At 68.7% G+C, this 17,415-nt stretch carries 24 protein-coding genes; 5 read left to right on the top strand and 19 right to left on the bottom strand.

Annotated features, from left to right (window positions below; all coding sequences use genetic code 11):
* Positions 1 to 16: 16 nt before the first annotated feature.
* From FO470_RS17945 to FO470_RS17900, 10 genes are all read right to left on the bottom strand, one after another.
* The gene (locus tag FO470_RS17945) at positions 17 to 1,588 is read right to left on the bottom strand and encodes a GMC family oxidoreductase (protein WP_144344349.1); all 1,572 of its coding nucleotides are present in this window, start codon (positions 1,586 to 1,588) and stop codon (positions 17 to 19) included.
* Positions 1,589 to 1,603: 15 nt separating this feature from the next.
* Positions 1,604 to 2,140 (bottom strand): gluconate 2-dehydrogenase subunit 3 family protein, encoded by a 537-nt coding sequence (locus FO470_RS17940; protein WP_144344348.1) that lies wholly within the window; start codon positions 2,138 to 2,140, stop codon positions 1,604 to 1,606.
* Between the two features lie 57 nt (positions 2,141 to 2,197).
* Positions 2,198 to 2,593, bottom strand: a complete 396-nt coding sequence (locus FO470_RS17935; RefSeq protein ID WP_144344347.1) for a VOC family protein — start codon at positions 2,591 to 2,593, stop codon at positions 2,198 to 2,200.
* Positions 2,594 to 2,929: 336 nt separating this feature from the next.
* Positions 2,930 to 3,271, bottom strand: a complete 342-nt coding sequence (locus FO470_RS17925; protein WP_144344345.1) for a ribbon-helix-helix domain-containing protein — start codon at positions 3,269 to 3,271, stop codon at positions 2,930 to 2,932.
* Positions 3,272 to 3,361: 90 nt separating this feature from the next.
* Complete coding sequence (locus FO470_RS17920) at positions 3,362 to 3,748, bottom strand: RidA family protein (RefSeq protein WP_144344344.1); 387 nt, start codon at positions 3,746 to 3,748, stop codon at positions 3,362 to 3,364.
* Complete coding sequence (leuD, locus tag FO470_RS17915; protein ID WP_144344343.1) at positions 3,745 to 4,350, bottom strand: 3-isopropylmalate dehydratase small subunit; 606 nt, start codon at positions 4,348 to 4,350, stop codon at positions 3,745 to 3,747. Before leuD ends, FO470_RS17920 begins: the two co-directional genes overlap by 4 nt.
* 66 nt (positions 4,351 to 4,416) lie before the next feature.
* Positions 4,417 to 4,836 (bottom strand): metallopeptidase family protein, encoded by a 420-nt coding sequence (locus tag FO470_RS17910; RefSeq protein ID WP_144344342.1) that lies wholly within the window; start codon positions 4,834 to 4,836, stop codon positions 4,417 to 4,419.
* A gap of 4 nt (positions 4,837 to 4,840) precedes the next feature.
* Positions 4,841 to 4,981 carry a hypothetical protein gene (locus tag FO470_RS19580; protein ID WP_159599537.1) on the bottom strand — a complete coding sequence of 47 codons (141 nt, stop codon included), beginning with the start codon at positions 4,979 to 4,981 and terminating at the stop codon, positions 4,841 to 4,843.
* A 71-nt stretch (positions 4,982 to 5,052) separates the two neighbouring features.
* Positions 5,053 to 6,474, bottom strand: a complete 1,422-nt coding sequence (gene leuC / locus FO470_RS17905) for a 3-isopropylmalate dehydratase large subunit (protein ID WP_144344341.1) — start codon at positions 6,472 to 6,474, stop codon at positions 5,053 to 5,055.
* Between the two features lie 78 nt (positions 6,475 to 6,552).
* Entirely contained in the window at positions 6,553 to 6,726 is a 174-nt protein-coding gene (locus FO470_RS17900; protein ID WP_246659630.1) for a hypothetical protein, read from the bottom strand.
* A gap of 247 nt (positions 6,727 to 6,973) precedes the next feature.
* Between FO470_RS17900 and FO470_RS17895 the strand changes: the two genes are divergently transcribed.
* Positions 6,974 to 7,219 carry a hypothetical protein gene (locus FO470_RS17895; RefSeq protein WP_144344339.1) on the top strand — a complete coding sequence of 82 codons (246 nt, stop codon included), beginning with the start codon at positions 6,974 to 6,976 and terminating at the stop codon, positions 7,217 to 7,219.
* Between the two features lie 93 nt (positions 7,220 to 7,312).
* On the opposite strand, the gene rplS is transcribed toward FO470_RS17895, so the two are convergent.
* The 5 genes from rplS to ffh all read right to left on the bottom strand — a co-directional run bounded on the left by rplS (position 7,313) and on the right by ffh (position 11,583).
* Positions 7,313 to 7,720: a 50S ribosomal protein L19 gene (gene rplS / locus FO470_RS17890; RefSeq protein WP_144344338.1), complete on the bottom strand. Its 408-nt coding sequence runs from the start codon at positions 7,718 to 7,720 to the stop codon at positions 7,313 to 7,315.
* 94 nt (positions 7,721 to 7,814) lie between these two features.
* Entirely contained in the window at positions 7,815 to 8,531 is a 717-nt protein-coding gene (gene trmD / locus FO470_RS17885; RefSeq protein WP_144344337.1) for a tRNA (guanosine(37)-N1)-methyltransferase TrmD, read from the bottom strand.
* A gap of 11 nt (positions 8,532 to 8,542) precedes the next feature.
* Positions 8,543 to 9,097: a ribosome maturation factor RimM gene (rimM, locus tag FO470_RS17880; protein ID WP_144344336.1), complete on the bottom strand. Its 555-nt coding sequence runs from the start codon at positions 9,095 to 9,097 to the stop codon at positions 8,543 to 8,545.
* A 379-nt stretch (positions 9,098 to 9,476) separates the two neighbouring features.
* The gene (rpsP, locus tag FO470_RS17875) at positions 9,477 to 9,854 is read right to left on the bottom strand and encodes a 30S ribosomal protein S16 (RefSeq protein WP_144344335.1); all 378 of its coding nucleotides are present in this window, start codon (positions 9,852 to 9,854) and stop codon (positions 9,477 to 9,479) included.
* A 163-nt stretch (positions 9,855 to 10,017) separates the two neighbouring features.
* Entirely contained in the window at positions 10,018 to 11,583 is a 1,566-nt protein-coding gene (ffh, locus tag FO470_RS17870; protein ID WP_144344334.1) for a signal recognition particle protein, read from the bottom strand.
* Between the two features lie 260 nt (positions 11,584 to 11,843).
* On the opposite strand from ffh, the gene FO470_RS17865 reads away from it, so the two are divergent.
* Complete coding sequence (locus FO470_RS17865; protein WP_144344333.1) at positions 11,844 to 13,352, top strand: pyruvate kinase; 1,509 nt, start codon at positions 11,844 to 11,846, stop codon at positions 13,350 to 13,352.
* A gap of 175 nt (positions 13,353 to 13,527) precedes the next feature.
* Here FO470_RS17865 and FO470_RS17860 read toward each other — a convergent pair whose 3' ends face one another.
* Positions 13,528 to 13,947, bottom strand: coding sequence for a DUF930 domain-containing protein (locus FO470_RS17860; RefSeq protein WP_246659629.1), 420 nt, complete (start codon positions 13,945 to 13,947; stop codon positions 13,528 to 13,530).
* 132 nt (positions 13,948 to 14,079) lie between these two features.
* Here FO470_RS17860 and FO470_RS17855 point away from each other — a divergent pair, with 132 nt between their 5' ends.
* The 3 genes from FO470_RS17855 to FO470_RS17845 are packed head-to-tail and all read left to right on the top strand — an operon-like array spanning position 14,080 to position 15,608.
* Positions 14,080 to 14,814 (top strand): heme ABC transporter permease, encoded by a 735-nt coding sequence (locus FO470_RS17855; protein ID WP_144344332.1) that lies wholly within the window; start codon positions 14,080 to 14,082, stop codon positions 14,812 to 14,814.
* Between the two features lie 10 nt (positions 14,815 to 14,824).
* Complete coding sequence (ccmD, locus tag FO470_RS17850; protein ID WP_144344331.1) at positions 14,825 to 14,995, top strand: heme exporter protein CcmD; 171 nt, start codon at positions 14,825 to 14,827, stop codon at positions 14,993 to 14,995.
* 10 nt (positions 14,996 to 15,005) lie between these two features.
* Entirely contained in the window at positions 15,006 to 15,608 is a 603-nt protein-coding gene (locus FO470_RS17845; RefSeq protein WP_144344330.1) for a DsbE family thiol:disulfide interchange protein, read from the top strand.
* Between the two features lie 3 nt (positions 15,609 to 15,611).
* Here the strand turns inward: FO470_RS17845 and FO470_RS17840 are convergent, their stop codons facing one another.
* From FO470_RS17840 to FO470_RS17830, 3 genes are read right to left on the bottom strand one after another with little or no spacing between them, the layout of a single operon-like run.
* Entirely contained in the window at positions 15,612 to 16,004 is a 393-nt protein-coding gene (locus tag FO470_RS17840) for an Ivy family c-type lysozyme inhibitor (RefSeq protein WP_144344329.1), read from the bottom strand.
* A gap of 17 nt (positions 16,005 to 16,021) precedes the next feature.
* Positions 16,022 to 16,489: a DUF1178 family protein gene (locus FO470_RS17835; RefSeq protein WP_144344328.1), complete on the bottom strand. Its 468-nt coding sequence runs from the start codon at positions 16,487 to 16,489 to the stop codon at positions 16,022 to 16,024.
* Positions 16,486 to 17,412, bottom strand: coding sequence for a carbon-nitrogen hydrolase family protein (locus tag FO470_RS17830; protein ID WP_144344327.1), 927 nt, complete (start codon positions 17,410 to 17,412; stop codon positions 16,486 to 16,488). Before FO470_RS17830 ends, FO470_RS17835 begins: the two co-directional genes overlap by 4 nt.
* Positions 17,413 to 17,415 lie beyond the last annotated feature (3 nt).

The following is a 17,415-nucleotide window of genomic DNA, read 5'->3' as shown; positions in this document are numbered from 1 at the left end:
AAAGCCGGAAGGACCGTCAGATCGTCCCCTTGCCCATCTCGGCGGCGATGAACTCCGCCTGACGGATGGCCAGCGCCACGATGGTCAGCGTCGGATTCTCCGCGCCGCCGCTGGTGAACTGGCTGCCGTCGGAGACGAACAGGTTGGGAATGTCGTGCGTCTGCCCATGCTTGTTCACCACGCCGTCGCGCGGCTTCTCGCTCATCCGGTTGGTGCCGAGATTGTGCGTGGAGGGATAGGGCGGCGTCGGCAGGGTCCGCGTCGCGCCCACCGCCTCGTAGATCGCCGCACCCTGCGCATAGGCGTGGTTGCGCATGGCGACGTCGTTGGGGTGATCATCGAAATGCACGTTGGCCACCGGCATGCCGTGCTTGTCCTTGACCTCGGTGTTGAGGGTGACGCGGTTGGTCTCCTGCGCCATGTCCTCGCCCACCAGCCACATGCCGGCCATGTTGACGTAGCCGTCCATCGCCGAGGTGAAGGAGCGTCCCCAGCCGCCGGGATCGAGGAAGGCGGCCATGAAGGGCACGCCGAGCGACAGCGTTTCCATCTCATAGCCGCCGACAAAGCCGCGCTTGGTGTCGAAGCCCGCCTCGTCGCGGACGATGCCGGCCATGGTGGTGCCGCGATACATGTGCACCGGCTTCTCGAACACGCCGTACACCGAGCCGGTCATGTGGCGCATGTAGTTGCGGCCCACCTGGCCGGAGGAGTTGGCGAGGCCGTCCGGGAACATGTTGCTGGCGGAGTTCAGCAGGAGGCGCGGGCTCTCGATGGAGTTGCCGGCGACCGCGACGATGCGCGCCTTCTGGCGCTGCATCTTGCCGTCCTTGTCGACATAGACGACGCCGCTCGCCTTGCCGGAGGCGTCATGCTCGATCTTGACCACCATGCACTGCGGCCGCACCTCGAGATTGCCGGTCTCCTCGCCGCGCGGGATCTCGGCGATCAGCGTCGACCATTTGGCGCCGGACTTGCAGCCCTGGAAGCAGAAGCCGATCTGCTGGCAGGAGCCACGGTCGTTGCGCGCCTCGCTGTTGATCGCCATGCGCCCGGTCGAGACCTCCTTGTAGCCGATCTTCTTGGCCCCGGCCTCGAACACCTTGAAGTTGTTGTTGCCCGGCAGCCCCGGAATGCCGTTGGTCCGGGTCACGCCCATGCGGTCCTCGGCGCGGGCGTAATAGGGCTCCAGCTCCTTCAGGGTGATCGGCCAGTCCAGCAGGTTGGCGCCGTCGAGGTCGCCATAGGTGGTGCGGGTCTTGAACTCGTGCTCCTGGAAGCGCAGCGAGGCGCCGGCCCAGTGCACGGAGGAGCCGCCGACCGACTTGACGATCCAGGCCGGCAGGTTGGGAAAGTTCTTGTGCACGCGCCAGGAGCCCGACGTCGTGCGCATGTCGGTCCAGGCGAGCTGGGCGAAGCTTTCCCACTCGTTGTTGACGAAGTCTTCCATGTTGTGGCGCGCGCCGGCTTCCAGCATCACCACCTTCACGCCCTTGAGCGCGAGGTCCGTGCCGAGCGTGCCGCCGCCGGCGCCCGAGCCGACGATGACGACGACGGAATCGTCATTGAGATCGAAGGGTGCAGCCATGTTTCCGTCCTCCCCTCACAGCCAGGCGATGTCGTCGAAGCCGCGGTCGATGTAACCGCCCTTGTCGGCCGAGGAGCCCTCGTAGCCGAAGATCGGCCAGACATCCTCCTGGTTGTAGAGGCCCACCACCAGGCCCGAGCGCACCTTCTCGAAGAAGGCCCCGCCCTCGATCTCGCGCAGCAGCGCGACGCGCTGGTCCTCCCAGCCGACATCGGCGTAGGGCACGCCGTAGCGGGCCTTGGCGAGCGTATCGAGGGTGATGACCCCCTCCTCCACCAGCGCCTTCAGCGCCGGGTCCTTCGCCGCGTCGGCCTCGTAGGGCTTCATGGCGACGGCGTAGAAGCGGTCGGGGACACGGTCGTGGGGGTAGACGTCGCGCGCCATGACGATCAGCGTGCGCATGGTCTCGGGCTTGAGGGCCGAGACTTCCAGCCCCCATGCCTCGCGCGGATTGAGCACGGCGGCGCCGCTCACCATGAGTGCGCCGGCCGCTCCAATGCCGGCGAGCAGGGCGCGGCGTGACGGACCGCGCCTGTCGATCAGTGTTGTCATCGTTACCTCCCGGGGTATTTTTATGTTGTTTTTAAGTCTACGCGCCTACTAGTCACGTCATCGATAGCGCCCGTGCTTTTGCAGGACCTCGATCTTGTAGCCGTCAGGATCGGTTACGAAGAAGAACTTCGCGAGCAGCGCGCCGTCGTGGAAGAATTCCTTGACGGGATTCGGATTGAGGCCCGCATCGGTGAAGCGCGCATGCTCCGCGTCGAGATCGTCCACCACGAAGGCGATGTGCCCGTAGCCGTCGCCGAGCGCATAAGGCTCGGTCCGGCCGTGATTGACGGTGAGTTCGACCTCGAAATCGGCCTCGGGGTTGCGCAGATAGACCAGCGTGAAGCCGTCGAACGGCAGCCGCTGCGCAACGTCCAGCCCGAAGGCGCGCTTGTAGAAATCAACCGAGCGCGCCTCGTCGAGCACGCGGATCATCGAATGTATGGCCTTCGCCACCTGTTCCTCCGGCCTTGAACCTCGTCATGGCGGGAATCCCGCCGATAACGAGGATGCTAGGCCGCTTGGCGAACGGTAGGTGGTAGGCAGCTAGCACATCACCCGGATGTGCTTTAGGCCCCGGCGGGAGCGTGGGAACGGGCGCGCATCGACCGCCCCTCTCGTCGAGCCGATCTTTATCCGGCCGTCTCTGCTTGCCCCACCGTCATCCCCGGGCCCGGCCCCGGGAATCCATGTCTTGAACCGCACGTCCCCAAACGTGGATGGCCGGGACAAGCCCGGCCATGACGCACTCAATTCGGCACCCCGGAGGAGCCAAGGCAAGGCGTGCGCAGCCTACTCCGCCGCTTCCAGATGCAGGCGGGAGCTCTCGCACAGATAGCGCTCGCGGGCGACCGCAGGCGCCGTGCCGGCCGGGCGGACCTCGGCGAGGTAGATCAGGCAGGAGCAGCGCAGCAGCGAGGCGAAGTTGCGCACCTCGCCATGCAGGTTGAGCACCTCGTCGTGCAGCTTGGTGACGAACTTGCCCAGGCTCATGCCCTGATGGGCGGCGACCTCCTCGAGAACGGTCCAGAAGGCGGCTTCCAGGCGGATCGAGGTCGAATGGCCGCCGATCCGCACCGAGCGCGTCTGGCTCTCATAGGTCTCGGGCGCCTGGCCCGCGAAGATGTGGCACATGAGGAGCGTCTCCCGGCATATTCTCGTTTTGAACGATTCCATCCCGGGAACGGGACGCTGTAAAGCGCAAAATGCGCGGCGCGGCGGCCGCTAGCCCCGGCGGCGGGCCGTAACCTCGATCTCGATCTTCATCTCCGGCTGCAGCAGGCCGGCGACGATCAGCGTCGCGGCCGGCCGCGCGGCGGCGAAGTAGCGGCCGAAGATCGGGAACACCACCTCGGCATATTCGGCGCGGGCCACGATGTAGCGCACCCGCACCACGTCATCGAGGCTGGCATCGGCCTGCGCCAGCGCGGCGGAGATGTTGCGGAAGCAGGCATGGGTCTGCTCGACCAGATCGTCGGGCAGCACCATGGCCTCGTAGTCGTAGCCGGTGGTGCCGGAAACGAAGATGTCGTTGCCGTCGACCACCGCGCGCGAATAGCCGGCCTCCGCCTCGAAATCGGAGCCGGAGGAAATCCGTCGGCGCCCGCTCATGCCCAGGGGCGTTCTTCGGCGAGCTTCGATTCGAAGGACTTGATCGCGTCCGCCTTCTCCTGAGTGAGGCCGATGTCGTCCAGCCCGTTGAGCAGGCAGTGCTTGCGGAACGGGTCGATCTCGAAGCTGATGCTGCCGCCGTCCGGGCCGGTGATGGTCTGGCTCTCCAGATCGACGGTGAGCCTCGCATTGGCGCCGCGCTCGGCGTCGTCGAACAGCGCGGCGAGCTGTTCCGGCGTCACCTTGATCGGCAGGATGCCGTTCTTGAAGCAGTTATTGTAGAAGATGTCGGCGAAGGACGTGGAGATCACGCAGCGAATGCCGAAGTCGAGCAGCGCCCAGGGCGCGTGCTCGCGGCTCGATCCGCAGCCGAAATTGTCGCCCGCGACGAGGATCGGGGCGCCCTTGTAGGCCGGCTTGTTGAGCACGAAGTCGGGATTGTCCGAACCGTCCTCCTTGTAGCGCAGCTCCGAGAACAGGCCCTTGCCGAGGCCGGTGCGCTTGATCGTCTTCAGGTACTGCTTGGGAATGATCATGTCGGTGTCGACATTGACCAGGTGCAGCGGCGCGGCGACGCCCGTCAGCGTGGTGAACTTGTCCATCTCTTCCATCCATCTCCAGGACGCCGCCAGCGCCCGAAACCTTCATATCCCGCAGCGGGAACCCGCCTAGCCCGCTTCTTCCTCGATCCGCTCCATGTCCTCGTCGGACAGGCCGAAATGATGCCCGATCTCGTGCACCAGCACATGGGTCACGATATCGCCCAGCGTGTCCTCGTGCTCCGCCCAGTAGTCGAGGATCGGGCGGCGGTAGAGGAAGATCATGTTCGGCAGCACGCCGGTCACGGTCTCGTAGCCCTGCGCCAGCCCGATGCCCTGGAACAGGCCGAGCAGGTCGAACGGGCTCTCCGCCTCCATCTCCTCCTGCACCTCGTCGGTCGGGAAATCCTCGACCCGGATGACGAGATTGCCGCACAGGGCGCGGAATTCCTCCGGCAGCCGGGCATAGGCCTCCTCCGCCATCACCTCCATCTGCGCGAGGCTAGGGGCGCTCCGCCGGAGCCAGGACGCATCGGTTTCGCCGCTCATCGCCTCACCTGAGATAGGTCGCGAACAGGTACCAGACGAGCACCAGCGCCACCGCAACGGCAAGCCCGCGCCCGATGCGCCGGCCCCAGACCTCCATCGGGTCGTCCTCCGGCGGGTCGGTGAAGGGAGAATGCGGCGAGGGCACGGGGATCACCTCCGGTGGCTGCGCCGGACGCCAGCCCGCCGGAACGGGCCGGCGCGCCGGTCGTCAGCGCCTCATGCCGCGTGCGGCCACTTGCGCACGTCGACGAAGCGGCCGGCGATGGCCGCCGCCGCCGCCATGGCGGGGGAGACGAGATGCGTGCGGCCCTTGTAGCCCTGCCGCCCCTCGAAGTTGCGGTTCGAGGTGGAAGCGCAGCGCTCCTCCGGGCCGAGCTTGTCGGCGTTCATGGCGAGGCACATGGAGCAGCCCGGCTCGCGCCAGTCGAAGCCGGCGGCCTTGAAGATCGCGTCCAGCCCCTCGGCCTCGGCCTGCAGCTTCACCAGCCCGGAACCCGGCACGATCATGCCGGACACGCCCTCGCGGACCGTGTGGCCGGCGACGATCTTCGCCGCCGCGCGCAGGTCCTCGATGCGGGCATTGGTGCAGGAGCCGATGAACACCTTGTCGATGGCGATGTCGGTGATCCTCGTGCCGGCGACGAGGCCCATATAGGCGAGCGCCCGCTTCTTGGCCTCGCGCTTGGCCTCGTCCTCGATCAGCTCGGGATCGGGCACCAGCCCCTCGACCGAGATCACGTCCTCCGGGCTCGTGCCCCAGGAGACGATCGGCGGCAGCGAGGCGCCGTCGAGGCGGATCTCCTTGTCGAAGAACGCGCCCTCGTCTGTGCGCAGCGTGTCCCAGTAGCGCAGCGCCGCGTCCCACGCCGCGCCCTTCGGGGCGCGCGGGCGGTCCTTCACATAGGCGAAGGTGGTCTCGTCCGGCGCCACCATGCCGGCGCGCGCGCCGCCCTCGATGGACATGTTGCAGACCGTCATGCGGCCTTCCATCGTCAGGTTGCGAAACACCTCGCCGGCATATTCGATGACGTAGCCGGTGCCCCCGGCGGTGCCGGTGGCGCCGATGATGGCGAGCGTCACGTCCTTGGCGGTCACGCCTTCGGGCAGCTTCCCGTCGACGCTGACGCGCATGTTCTTGCTCTTCTTCTGGATCAGCGTCTGGGTGGCGAGCACGTGCTCCACCTCCGAGGTGCCGATACCGTGGGCGAGCGCGCCGAAGGCGCCGTGCGTCGAGGTGTGGCTGTCGCCGCATACGATGGTCGTGCCCGGCAGGGTGAAGCCCTGCTCCGGACCGATGACGTGGACGATGCCCTGCCGCTTGTCGAGCTCGTTGAAGTACTCGATGCCGAAGTCGCGGGCGTTCTCGGCCAGCGTCTCCACCTGCGTGCGGCTCTCGGGGTCGTCGATGCCGAAGCGGCGGTCGGAGGTCGGCACGTTGTGATCGACCACGGCGAGCGTCTTCGTCGGCGCATGCACCTTGCGGCCGGCCACGCGCAGGCCCTCGAAGGCCTGCGGGCTCGTCACCTCATGCACCAGATGGCGGTCGATGTAGAGCAGGCAGGTGCCGTCCTCCTGCCGGTCGATGATGTGGTCGTCGAAAATCTTGTCGTACAGGGTACGGGGAGCGGACGTGCTCATTCTGGCGTCTCACTGATCAGGAAAGGAAAACAGGGGTTCGCGATGCCCGGCCGGGAGCGGGGAGGCTCCGGGCGGCGCTCAGCTAAGCCCTGCGACCGCGCAGGCGGTGAAACGGCCGAAGAAGCGCGCCGGCAGGCGGACATGGTCCGGCACGGCGGCGAAGCCGATCGTCGTCGGCAGGCGTACGCGGGCCTCCGGACGCGCGACATCGGGCGCGACAGGTGCTGCCGCGCCACGACGAACCGTCCTCATGGTTCCCGCCTTCATCATGGAACCCTTCTAGCAAGTCTCGGCCCGGCGAACAATCGCCCGCGGCCACCGCGTCCCGGCACCCGCCGCACGAGCGCGTGAGCCATCACGTCGCGCCCTCGCTGGAATAATGTATTACAAAGTAATACCTGACCCACCAACTGCGACAATTCACGTTTTCCGCTGCGTCATCTTGCTATGGCGTAATGGAAAACGCTGCGTTAGGCTACACGCGCAAATGGAGCGATCGATGCGCGTGACCGACATTGCCCTGATCGTCGCCGGCCTCGGCTGGCTGGCCGTGGTGGAGGCGGGCAATCGCGTCGAGGTGACGCCGCACGAGACGGCCGCTCCGGTCCAGCACGCCCAGCTCATCACCTGTCCGCTGCGCAAGCCCGACTTCGCCACGGTGATGCAGGCCGCCATGCTCGGCGACGGCACGCTGCTGGTCGAGCAGCAGACCAACACCCGCGTGCACCACATCAAGGATTGCTGACGCCGGGCGCGGCTCATCCGCGAAAAGGCATTCCCAAAAGCAGAAAGGCCGGGGAGAACCCCGGCCTTGCATCCGTGAAGCCTGCGCTGCCGATCACTCAGCGGCGACGGGGGCGTCCTTCTTGCCCTTGCCGGCGTTCTTGTCCTGGCGCTCGGCGATACGGGCCGACTTGCCGCGACGGTCGCGCAGGTAATAGAGCTTGGCGCGGCGCACCTTGCCGCGACGGACAACCTTCAGGCTGTCGATGTTCGGCGAGTAGAGCGGGAACACGCGCTCGACACCTTCGCCGTAGGAAATCTTGCGAACGGTGAAGCTCTCGTTGATGCCGCCGCCGTTGCGGGCGATCACCACGCCTTCATAGGCCTGAACGCGGGAGCGCTCGCCTTCCTTCACCTTCACGTTGACGATGACGGTATCGCCCGGCTGGAAATCGGGGATCGCGCGGATTTCGGCGAGCTTGGCAGCCTGCTCGGCATCGAGCTCTTTAATGATATCGACCATGTTATCACCTCAGGCGGAGCGGCCAGCGCCGTCCGCATCTTGCTGTTGTCAGTTCAAGTGACGGCGCGCCGTATACGCGAAGTCGCGCCACTTGTCATTCCCCCTTCGTCGCAGAACCGTCATGCAGGCCGACATAGGCGGCCCAGAGGTCCGGCCGGCGGGCCTTCGTGGCCGCCTCCGCCTGCTCGCGGCGCCAGCGCGCCACCTTGGCGTGGTCGCCGCCGGTGAGGACGGCCGGGATCTCCCGTCCCTCGAATTCCTGCGGGCGAGTATATTGCGGATATTCCAGCAGCCCGGCGGAAAAGCTCTCCTCGGTGCCGGATTCGGGATGCCCCATCACGCCCGGCAGCAGCCGCACGCAGGCGTCGAGCAGCACCAGCGCGCCGATCTCGCCGCCGGAGAGCACGACGTCGCCGACCGAGACCTCCTCCAGCCCGCGCGCCGCCACCAGCCGGTCGTCCACACCCTCGAAGCGCCCGCACACGATGACGGCCCCCTCGCCCGCCGCCAGCTCGCGCACGCGCTTCTGCGTCAGCGGCGCGCCGCGCGGCGTCATCAGCAGGCGCGGGCGGGTGTCGCCTTCCGGCGCCGCCGCGTCGATGGCGCGGGCCAGCACGTCGACGCGCATCACCATGCCCGGCCCGCCACCGGCCGGCGTGTCGTCGACCGAGCGATGCCGGTCGGTCGCGTGGTCGCGGGGATCGACGGTCTCGACGTTCCACGCCTGCCCCAGCGCCCGGCCGGCGAGCGACAGGCCGAGCGGACCGGGGAACATGTCCGGGAAGATGGTGAGAACGGAGGCGCGCCACATGAGCCGCGCTCCTAGCCCCGGTCGGCTTCCGGCGGCGGGGCTTCCTCGCGCGCCCATTCCGCCGGATCGACCACGATACGCCCGCCCTTGATGTCGACGGTCGGCACCACCGCTCTGGTGAAGGGCAGCATCAGCGTCTTTGCGCCCCCTTTGCCACCGTCCTCGGGCGCCACCTCGATGATGTCCCCGGCGCCGAAATCATGCACCGCCACGACCTTGCCGAAGGCCGCGCCCTCGGTGGTCACGGCGGCAAGGCCGATCAGGTCGGCGTGGTAGAAATCGTCCTCGTCCTCCGGCTCGGGCAGGAGGTCGCGGGTGACATAAAGGCCAGTATTGGTCAGCGCCTCGGCCGCCTCGCGCGTGTCGACGCCCTCGATCCGGGCGACGAAATGGTCTTTCGCCGGCCGCAGCGTCTTCACCTTGAACACGCGCTTGCCCGTCTCGTCGGTCAGCGGCTTGTAGCGTTTGAGCGAGTCGGGATCGTCGGCGAAGACGAACAGCCGCACGTCCCCCCTCACGCCATGCGGCGCGCCGATGCGGGCGAGGAGGATGCGGTCGTTCGACATTCAGTTCTCACAGAGAGAGGGGGCGGTGCGCCTCAAGGCGCGTGTCGCCCCTTAATCCCGGATCAGCGCGGTGCTGCGCACAGCTTGTCCGGGAAACGATGATGGTCCGCGCGTCTAGCGACGCCGCAGGCGGAGCGCAGCGCCGGAACCCAGCGCAAGACTCCGCCACAGGCGCTTCATACGGAAGATGCAAGCAGACCGCTCATAATGGCCTGCTTGCAGGTTCGACACAGGACCTGCTGCCCAGAACTAGAGCACTCCCTTGGTAAGGGAGAGATCGAGTGTTCAATGGCCCCCGCCCCTCACCGGAAGAGCACTCCCTTCACACGGGAGGGGTCGCAGGTTCATCTGTGATCCTCGGCCGCGAAGGGCCTCAGCCTCACTCGGTCGGCGCAGCGGCCTCGGCCGGGGCAGCCTCGGCCTCGGCGGCCTTGGCGGCAGCGGCGGCGCGCTCCTGGGCCTTCTTGCCGGGCACGGCCTTCTCCGGGTTGTTGCGCGGGGCGCGCTTCACCAGCTCGAGGCTGTCGAGGAAGCGGGCGACGCGGTCGGTCGGCTGGGCGCCCTTGGCGAGCCAGGCCTTGGCCTTCTCGACGTCGAGGACGAAGCGGTCGGCGGCGTCCTTGGCCTTCAGCGGATCGAAGGTGCCGATCTTCTCGATGAAGCGGCCATCGCGCGGGGAGCGCGAGTCGGCGACGACGATGCGGTAGTAGGGACGCTTCTTGGCGCCACCACGGGCGAGACGGATCTTGAGGGACATTCAGGTCTTCCTTTCAGGTACTTATGTGTGGTCGTCTAGTTCCTTCCGTCATCCCCGGGCTTGGCCCGGGGATCCACGTCTTGCGCGCGGCGGCAGTGCGCCGAGGCAGTCGTGGATGGCCGGGCCAAGCCCGGCCGTGACGGCGTGAGGTTTCATCGGGCCGTCATTTCTTCTTCGGCGGGAAACCCGGCAGGCCCGGAAGCCCGCCCGGCTTGTTTCCCAGTCCCGTCAGGCCGCCCGGCAAATTACCGGGGAAACCTCCGGGCATGTTGCCGGGGAAGTTCGGGGGCAGACCGCCGCCGCCGAGCCCGCCCGGCATCTTCTCGGCCATCTGCTTGAGCTGCTCGGGCGAAGGCATGCCGCCCATCCCGCCACCGCCGAGGCCGAACATGCTGGCGAGACCGGCCATCGGGCCGCGCTTGCCGCTGGCGGAAGCGCCCATGGCCTTCATCATGTCGGCCATCTGGCGGTGCATCTTCATCAGCCGGTTGACGTCCTCGACCTTGGTGCCGGAGCCGCTCGCGATGCGCTTGCGGCGCGAGCCGTCGAGCAGCTTGGGATTGCGCCGCTCCTTCTTCGTCATCGAGTCGATGATCGCCTTCTGGCGCTTGAGCACGCCGTCATTCATGCCGGAGGCGGCGAGCTGGTTCTTCATCTTGCCGACGCCGGGAAGCATGCCCATCAGCCCGCCGAGGCCGCCAAGCTTCTCCATCTGGTCGAGCTGCATGCGCAGGTCGTCGAGATCGAACTGCCCCTTGCGCATGCGCTCGGCGGCGGCCATCGCCTTCTCGGCGTCGATGTTCTCGACCGCCTTCTCGACCAGCGACACCACGTCGCCCATGCCGAGGATGCGTCCGGCGACGCGGCGGGGATCGAAATCCTCCAGCGCGTCCATCTTCTCGCCGGTGCCGAGCAGCTTGATCGGCTTGCCGGTGACGGCGCGCATGGAAAGCGCGGCGCCGCCGCGCCCGTCGCCATCGGCGCGGGTCAGCACGATGCCGGTCAGGCCGACGCGCTCGTCGAAGGCCTTGGCGGTGTTCACCGCGTCCTGGCCGGTGAGGCTGTCGGCGACGAGCAGCACCTCGTGCGGGCGCGTCGCCGCCTTCACCTCGGCGACCTCGGCCATCAGCGCCTCGTCGAGCGTGACGCGGCCGGCGGTGTCGAGCATCACCACGTCGTAGCCGCCGAGACGGGCGGCTTCCATGGCGCGGCGGGCGATTTGGACCGCGGACTGCCCGGCGACGATGGGCAGCGTCTCCACCCCCACTTGCTTGCCGAGCGTAGCCAGCTGCTCCATCGCCGCCGGGCGGCGGGTATCGAGCGAGGCCATCAGCACCTTGCGGTTCGACCGCTCGGTGAGGCGCTTGGCGATCTTGGCGGTGGAAGTGGTCTTGCCCGAGCCCTGCAGGCCGACCATCAGCACCGGCACCGGCGGGGCGGCCTCGAGGTCGATCGGCTTGGCGTCGGAGCCGAGCATGGCGACGAGTTCGTCATTGACGATCTTCACCACCATCTGCCCGGGCGTCACCGACTTGATGACCTCCGCGCCGACGGCGCGCGTGCGCACCCGGTCGGTGAAGGAGCGCACCACGTCGAGGGCGACGTCGGCCTCGATCAGCGCCCGGCGCACCTCGCGCATGGCCTCGTTCACGTCCGCCTCGGTGAGGGCGCCGCGTCGCTTAAGCCGGTCGAGTATGCCGCCAAGGCGGTCGGTCAATGAATCGAACATGCGTTCGCTCGGCTCCCTTCTCGCACGGATGTATCCGCAAAGCCGTTTGGCGCCCGAGGGCGCATCGCGCTGTCGGGCGTTGACCTCCGGGCTCATGGCCCGGGCGGTGGGTCGGCTCGCGAGATATGCGAGGATGCGCCGCTAGTAAGCGCCGCCCACCGCAAAGTCAAGTTTTACGCGCCTTTCGTCCCGCCGGCGAAGGTCACAGCGGCGTAACAGCGCCGCCCTAGCCTCCGTCAGCGTAACGAGGAAACCGGGCAATGAACACGTCGAAGGCTATCCCTCACCCGCCGGCCAGCAGCGACGACGACGCGCTGTTCGAGACCCTTCTCTCCCTGCGCAGCGCCATCGTCGAGGAGGCCGCCCCGATCCGGGCGCGCTTCACCCGCGAGGCCGGCCGCGAGGACGCCGCGCTCGACAATCTCGCCCACTATCTGGCCCTGCGCCGCCACGAATTGCGGCCGCTGCAGCGCCAGCTCATGTGGCGCGGCCTGTCCTCGCTCGGCCGGCTGGAGAGCCGCGTGCTGCCCACGCTCGACGCGGTGATCGCCGCGCTGGCGGCCCTCTCCGGCCGCCCCCTGCCCTTCCCGGCGCCGGAGCAGGACGCCTTCTTCGCCGGCGAGGAACGGCTCGACGCCGCCACCGCCGCCAGCCTCGGCCCGGAGCCGGAGGGGCGCTACACCCGCATCATGGTCACGCTGCCCAGCGAGGCCGCCGGCGACGCCGACTTCATCCTGGCGCTGGCGAAGAGCGGCATGGACATCGCCCGCATCAACTGCGCCCATGACGACGCCGGCGCCTGGCGCGCCATGACGCAGCACGTGCGCGCGGCGGGCGAGGCGGTCGGCCGCCCCATCGCCGTGCTGATGGACATTGCCGGCCCGAAGATCCGCACCGGCGCCGTGCTGCCGATGCGCAAGGGCAAGCCCGCCGGCCGCCTGCTGCCGGGCGACACGCTGCGCCTCGTCGCCGATGGCGAGCCGCATGTCGACGAGGCCGCGCCCTTCAGCGCCGCCGTCTCGCTGCCCGAGATCGTCACCCGCCTCGCCGTCGGCCACCGCATCCGCTACGACGACGGCAAGGTCGAGGCGGTGGTCGAGAGCGTGCGCGAGGGCGAGGCAATCCTGCGCATCCTCCACACCCGCCCGGACGGCACCAAGCTGAAGCCGGAGAAGGGCATCAACCTGCCCGACACCGCGCTCGGCCTCTCCCCGCTCACCGCCAAGGACGACGCGGACCTCGCCACCGTCATCGAATGCGCTGATCTCATCGGCTATTCCTTCGTCAGCCGGCCCGAGGACCTCGACCTTCTCGACGACGCCATCGCCCGCCACGGCGCCGCGCGCGAGCGCCCGCTCGGCCTCATGGCCAAGATCGAGCGCCCCGAGGCGGTGAAGAACCTGCCGGACCTCATCGCCCGCGCCGCCCGCCGCGGGCCGTTCAGCGTGATGATCGCGCGCGGCGACCTCGCCGCCGAGATCGGCTTCGAGCGCCTCGCCGAGATGCAGGAGGAGTTGCTGTGGATCTGCGAGGCCGCCGCCGTGCCGGCCATCTGGGCGACGCAGGTGCTGGAGGACCTCGTGCGCGACGGCATCCCCTCGCGCGGCGAGATGACCGACGCCGCCATGGCCGCCCGCGCCGAATGCGTCATGCTCAACAAGGGCCCGGCGGTGCGCGAGGCGGTCGAGCTGCTCGACCGGCTGCTCGGGCGCATGTCCGATCACCTCGACAAGAAGACGCCGACCCTGCGCGCGCTCCGCTCCTGGTAGGGAGCGTCACCCGCGCCGCCGTTCCGGCCGAAGCCCCCACTCGGTACACCGTCATCCCTGGGCTTGACCCCGGGGATCCACGACGTGGGCCGGGCGCACCGGGGGGTGCCGAAGACGTCGATGGCCGGGCCAAGCCCGGCCATGACCCCGCCCCGAAGGCGTGACACCGAAGTGCCTACGGCGCGACGAGATAATGCGCCGACCATTCCGAGGTCGGGATCGCCGCGCCGAGCTTGTAGGAGAAGGCCGTCACCTCCAGCCCGTCATTGGCCGTCTCGCACTCATAGGCGATGTGGTACCAGGTGCTGCCGCTGCGGATGGCGCCGCCCGGCACCTTGATCTTCGCGCCCTTGATGACGGGATCGCGATAGGCATAGGCGACCAGTTCGTCCGGCTTCATGCCCTTGTTGCCGCGCCCCACCTCGCCCATGGCGCGGGCGTTGCAGCGCTGCTCGATCCGCTCGGAAGGCTCCAGCAGCAGCATCTGCTGGTCCGGCGAGCGCGCCGCCGCCGGCAGGACGCCAGCGATCTGGACGAGCAGGACGACGGCAAGCGCGGGGCGCGCGGCGGGCATGGTACGCGGCAATGCGGGCATGGACGCTCGAATCCCTCTTTCGACTTCACCCGCTTGAATAGCGGAGTTTTGTCCTTCCTGTGGCTTCACATCCGCGTTGTGCCGCAGGCCGCCCATGTTGCCGCTGCGACCGGGGCAGATTAGAACCGCGCCATGGCGCTGATGGATCTTGCCAACCCCACCCGTTTTCTCGCCCTCTCCGGGCGCGTTCTGCCATGGCTGGCGGGCCTCGCGCTGGCGACGCTGGCCTTCGGCTTCTTCCTCGCCTTCCGCGCGCCCGCCGACTACCAGCAGGGCGAGACGGTGCGGATCATGTACATCCACGTGCCCTTCGCCTGGCTCGCCATGTTCGGCTATTCGATGATAGCGCTGTCGGCGCTCGGCATCCTCGTCTGGCGCCATCCCCTCGCCGATGTCGCGCACAAGGCCATGGCCCCCATCGGGGCCGTGTTTGCCTTTCTGTGCCTCGTCACCGGCTCGCTGTGGGGCCGGCCCATGTGGGGCACCTACTGGGTCTGGGACGCGCGCCTCACCTCCATGCTGGTGCTGCTGCTGCTCTATCTCGGCCTGCTGGCGCTGCGCTCGGCGATCGAGGATCCGAACCAGGCCGGCCGCGCCGCCGCGGTGCTCTCGCTGGTCGGTTTCGTCAACGTGCCGATCGTGAAGTTCTCGGTCGACTGGTGGAACACGCTGCACCAGCCCGCCTCGGTGTTCCGCATGGACGGGCCGACCATCCATTCCAGCCTGCTCTGGCCGCTGCTGGTCTGCGCGATCGGCTTCACTTTGCTCATGCTGGCCCTGCACATGGCGGCGATGCGCACCGAGATCTTCCGCCGTCGCCTGCGCGTGCTGGAAGCGCGCGCCGCCGCCGAAGCGGCCTATGCGTGAGGCCCCCTGAATGTTCGGCGAGCACGGCTTCTTCATCCTCGCCTGCTACGGCGTGAGCGCCCTCGTCCTCGGCGCGCTGGCGCTGTGGATCGTGCTGGACGGGCGGGCCGTGCGCCGGCGCCTCGACGAACTGGAAGCGCGCGGCGTGCGCCGCCGCTCGGCCAGCCGAGAGAACGGGTGAGCGAGAGCGCATGAGCGAGACGGCTCCTTCCAGCCCCGGCCGCCGCCGGCTGCTCGTCCTGCTGCCGCTGATCGCCTTCCTGGCGCTGGCGGCGCTGTTCTACGGGCGGCTGTTCACCGGCGATCCCTCCCGCGTGCCCTCGGCGCTGATCGGCCGCCCCGCCCCGGCGCTCGACCTGCCGCCGCTGGAAGGGCTGGCGCGCGAGGGCCAGCCGGTCGCCGGCCTCACCTCGGCCGATCTCAAGGGCGGCGTCACCGTGCTGAACATCTTCGCCTCCTGGTGCGTGCCCTGCCGCGACGAGCACCCCTATCTCGTGGAGCTTTCGAAAATGCCGGGCTTCCGGCTCGTCGGCCTCAACTACAAGGACGACGCCGGCAATGCCCGCCGCTTCCTCGGGCGCTTCGGCAATCCCTATGCGGCGGTGGGGGTGGACGCGAACGGGCGCACCGCCATCGACTGGGGCGTCTACGGCGTGCCGGAGACCTTCGTCGTCGGCAAGGACGGGCGCATCGCCTACAAGTTCATCGGCCCCATCGACGCTCAGGGCCTGAAGGAACGCCTGCTGCCGGAGATCGAAAAGGCCATCGCGGCACCCGCGCCGGGCGGTGGCTGAGGATCAGTCGAAGGCCTGAAGCAGCGCCTTGCCCTGCGTGGCGCTGACATGTCCCAGCATCTGGACGCCGTCCCGGGTGCGCAACGCTCCGTGGGCCTTCTGGCCGCCGTCGGAAAACAGCACCTGCATCTGGTTGTCCGCACAGTCGTGCGGCTTGCACAGCGAGAACACCTCGAAGCTCTGCCCGTCGACATGGATGGTCACGGACGGTCCGGCGACGCCCCGCGCGTCGATCATCCAGGGCTGGGACTTCTTCAGCGGCTCGACGAGCCGGTTCCACGCCGCGCCGAACGGCGGCTGCTTCACCACGTCGAAGATGTAGCGGCCTTCCGACAAGGCCGGCATCGCGAGCAGGCCGAGGGCGGCCGCAACGGAGAAGGGGAGACCGGCGCGCATCGCAGTCCCCCTCCGCTTCAGTTTCGCTCGTCCGGCAGCACCGGCAGCGGCAGCACCTCGATCTCGTCCTCGATCAGCGCCCGCACCTCGTCGGGGCTGGCCTCGCCGCGAATGGCGCGCTTTTCCTCCTCGCCCTCGTGCATCCGGCGGGCGAGGCTGGCGAATTCGTCGCCTACATAGTCGGAATTGGCCTCCACATGCTCGCGCACGGCGCGCAGCATGGCGCGGACCTGCTGCTCCTTGTCGGACATCAGCGCCACCGGCTGTGGCGCGGCGGCGGGCGGCGGCGCTTCGGCCACCTCCACCGCGTCCTTGCGGGCGCCGCGCCCCAGCGCCGGAGCCATGATCGCCTTGTCGACATCCGGCGAGCCACAGACCGGGCAGGTCACCAGCCCCCGCTCGCGCTGCGCGTCATAGGCGGCGGAATCGCGGAACCAGCTCTCGAATTCGTGGTCCTTCGGGCAGTGCAGGCGATAGAGGATCATGGCGCGCCTCCCGGGGAGACCAGGTGCAGCCGCCCCTCCTCGCCCGGCGTCACCATCTCGAAGCGCCGCCCGTTGGTCAGCGAGGGAATGCGCGCACGCACCGCCGCCACCTTCGCCGGATCGATCTCGGCGATGATCACGCCGGGCTCGGTGCCGCCCTCGGCGAGGATGCCGCCCCACGGATCGATGATCAGGCTGTGGCCGAAGGTCTTGCGCCCGTTCTCATGCGTGCCGCCCTGTGCCGCCGCCAGCACGAAGCAGCCGGTTTCGATCGCCCGGGCGCGCAGCAGCACGTGCCAGTGCGCCTCGCCGGTCGACTGGGTGAAGGCCGCCGGCACGGCGATCATCCCCGCCCCCGCCTCGGCGAGCGCGCGGAACAGCGCCGGGAAGCGCAGGTCGTAGCAGATGGCGAAGCCCAGCCGGATCGACGGCAGGTCCGCCGCCACGGCAAGCTCGCCCGGCCGGTAGGCGGCCGATTCGCGGTAGACGTCGCCGTTCGGCAGGTCGACGTCGAACATGTGGATCTTGTCGTAGCGCGCGGCGATGGAGCCGTCCGGCGCCAGCAGGAAGGAGCGGTTGGCGGCGCGATGCTCGCTCGCCTTCACCGCCAGCGAGCCGATGTGCAGATGCACCTTCAGCTCCGCCGCCAGCGCGCGGAACGCCGCCAGCGCCGGGTCGGTCTCCTCCGCGTGGAGCACGGCGAACAGCGCCTGCCGGTTCTCCTCCATCGTGCCGGTCATTTCCGGCGTCTGGATGTAGGTCGCCCCCTGCGCCGCCGCCTCGCGGATGAAGGCGGACGCGGCCTCGACATTGGCATCGACGCTCTTGGCGGTGCGCATCTGCACCAGCGCGGCGCGGAACGGCGCGCCGGAAGCCGAGGGAAGCGCGGGCGTGTGCGGCGAGGCGGTGTCGGCGGTGGTCATCGG

It is taken from the genome of Ancylobacter moscoviensis, from assembly GCF_007559435.1.
Classification (GTDB): domain Bacteria; phylum Pseudomonadota; class Alphaproteobacteria; order Rhizobiales; family Xanthobacteraceae; genus Ancylobacter; species Ancylobacter moscoviensis.
The sequence above is the reverse complement of the archived record's forward strand: the minus strand, read 5'-3'. Positions and strand labels throughout refer to the sequence as shown.

Excerpts from the sequence above, each read along its gene's own strand:
- FO470_RS17945 (WP_144344349.1), bottom strand. The coding sequence starts at position 1,588 with ATGGCTGCACCCTTCGATCTCAATGACGATTCCGTCGTCGTCATCGTC.
- FO470_RS17940 (WP_144344348.1), bottom strand. The coding sequence starts at position 2,140 with ATGACAACACTGATCGACAGGCGCGGTCCGTCACGCCGCGCCCTGCTC.
- FO470_RS17925 (WP_144344345.1), bottom strand. The coding sequence starts at position 3,271 with ATGTGCCACATCTTCGCGGGCCAGGCGCCCGAGACCTATGAGAGCCAG.
- FO470_RS17920 (WP_144344344.1), bottom strand. The coding sequence starts at position 3,748 with ATGAGCGGGCGCCGACGGATTTCCTCCGGCTCCGATTTCGAGGCGGAG.
- leuD (WP_144344343.1), bottom strand. The coding sequence starts at position 4,350 with ATGGACAAGTTCACCACGCTGACGGGCGTCGCCGCGCCGCTGCACCTG.
- FO470_RS17910 (WP_144344342.1), bottom strand. The coding sequence starts at position 4,836 with ATGAGCGGCGAAACCGATGCGTCCTGGCTCCGGCGGAGCGCCCCTAGC.
- leuC (WP_144344341.1), bottom strand. The coding sequence starts at position 6,474 with ATGAGCACGTCCGCTCCCCGTACCCTGTACGACAAGATTTTCGACGAC.
- FO470_RS17900 (WP_246659630.1), bottom strand. The coding sequence starts at position 6,726 with ATGAGGACGGTTCGTCGTGGCGCGGCAGCACCTGTCGCGCCCGATGTC.
- FO470_RS17895 (WP_144344339.1), top strand. The coding sequence starts at position 6,974 with ATGCGCGTGACCGACATTGCCCTGATCGTCGCCGGCCTCGGCTGGCTG.
- rplS (WP_144344338.1), bottom strand. The coding sequence starts at position 7,720 with ATGGTCGATATCATTAAAGAGCTCGATGCCGAGCAGGCTGCCAAGCTC.
- trmD (WP_144344337.1), bottom strand. The coding sequence starts at position 8,531 with ATGTGGCGCGCCTCCGTTCTCACCATCTTCCCGGACATGTTCCCCGGT.
- rimM (WP_144344336.1), bottom strand. The coding sequence starts at position 9,097 with ATGTCGAACGACCGCATCCTCCTCGCCCGCATCGGCGCGCCGCATGGC.
- rpsP (WP_144344335.1), bottom strand. The coding sequence starts at position 9,854 with ATGTCCCTCAAGATCCGTCTCGCCCGTGGTGGCGCCAAGAAGCGTCCC.
- ffh (WP_144344334.1), bottom strand. The coding sequence starts at position 11,583 with ATGTTCGATTCATTGACCGACCGCCTTGGCGGCATACTCGACCGGCTT.
- FO470_RS17865 (WP_144344333.1), top strand. The coding sequence starts at position 11,844 with ATGAACACGTCGAAGGCTATCCCTCACCCGCCGGCCAGCAGCGACGAC.
- FO470_RS17860 (WP_246659629.1), bottom strand. The coding sequence starts at position 13,947 with ATGCCCGCATTGCCGCGTACCATGCCCGCCGCGCGCCCCGCGCTTGCC.
- FO470_RS17855 (WP_144344332.1), top strand. The coding sequence starts at position 14,080 with ATGGCGCTGATGGATCTTGCCAACCCCACCCGTTTTCTCGCCCTCTCC.
- ccmD (WP_144344331.1), top strand. The coding sequence starts at position 14,825 with ATGTTCGGCGAGCACGGCTTCTTCATCCTCGCCTGCTACGGCGTGAGC.
- FO470_RS17845 (WP_144344330.1), top strand. The coding sequence starts at position 15,006 with ATGAGCGAGACGGCTCCTTCCAGCCCCGGCCGCCGCCGGCTGCTCGTC.
- FO470_RS17840 (WP_144344329.1), bottom strand. The coding sequence starts at position 16,004 with ATGCGCGCCGGTCTCCCCTTCTCCGTTGCGGCCGCCCTCGGCCTGCTC.
- FO470_RS17835 (WP_144344328.1), bottom strand. The coding sequence starts at position 16,489 with ATGATCCTCTATCGCCTGCACTGCCCGAAGGACCACGAATTCGAGAGC.
- FO470_RS17830 (WP_144344327.1), bottom strand. The coding sequence starts at position 17,412 with ATGACCACCGCCGACACCGCCTCGCCGCACACGCCCGCGCTTCCCTCG.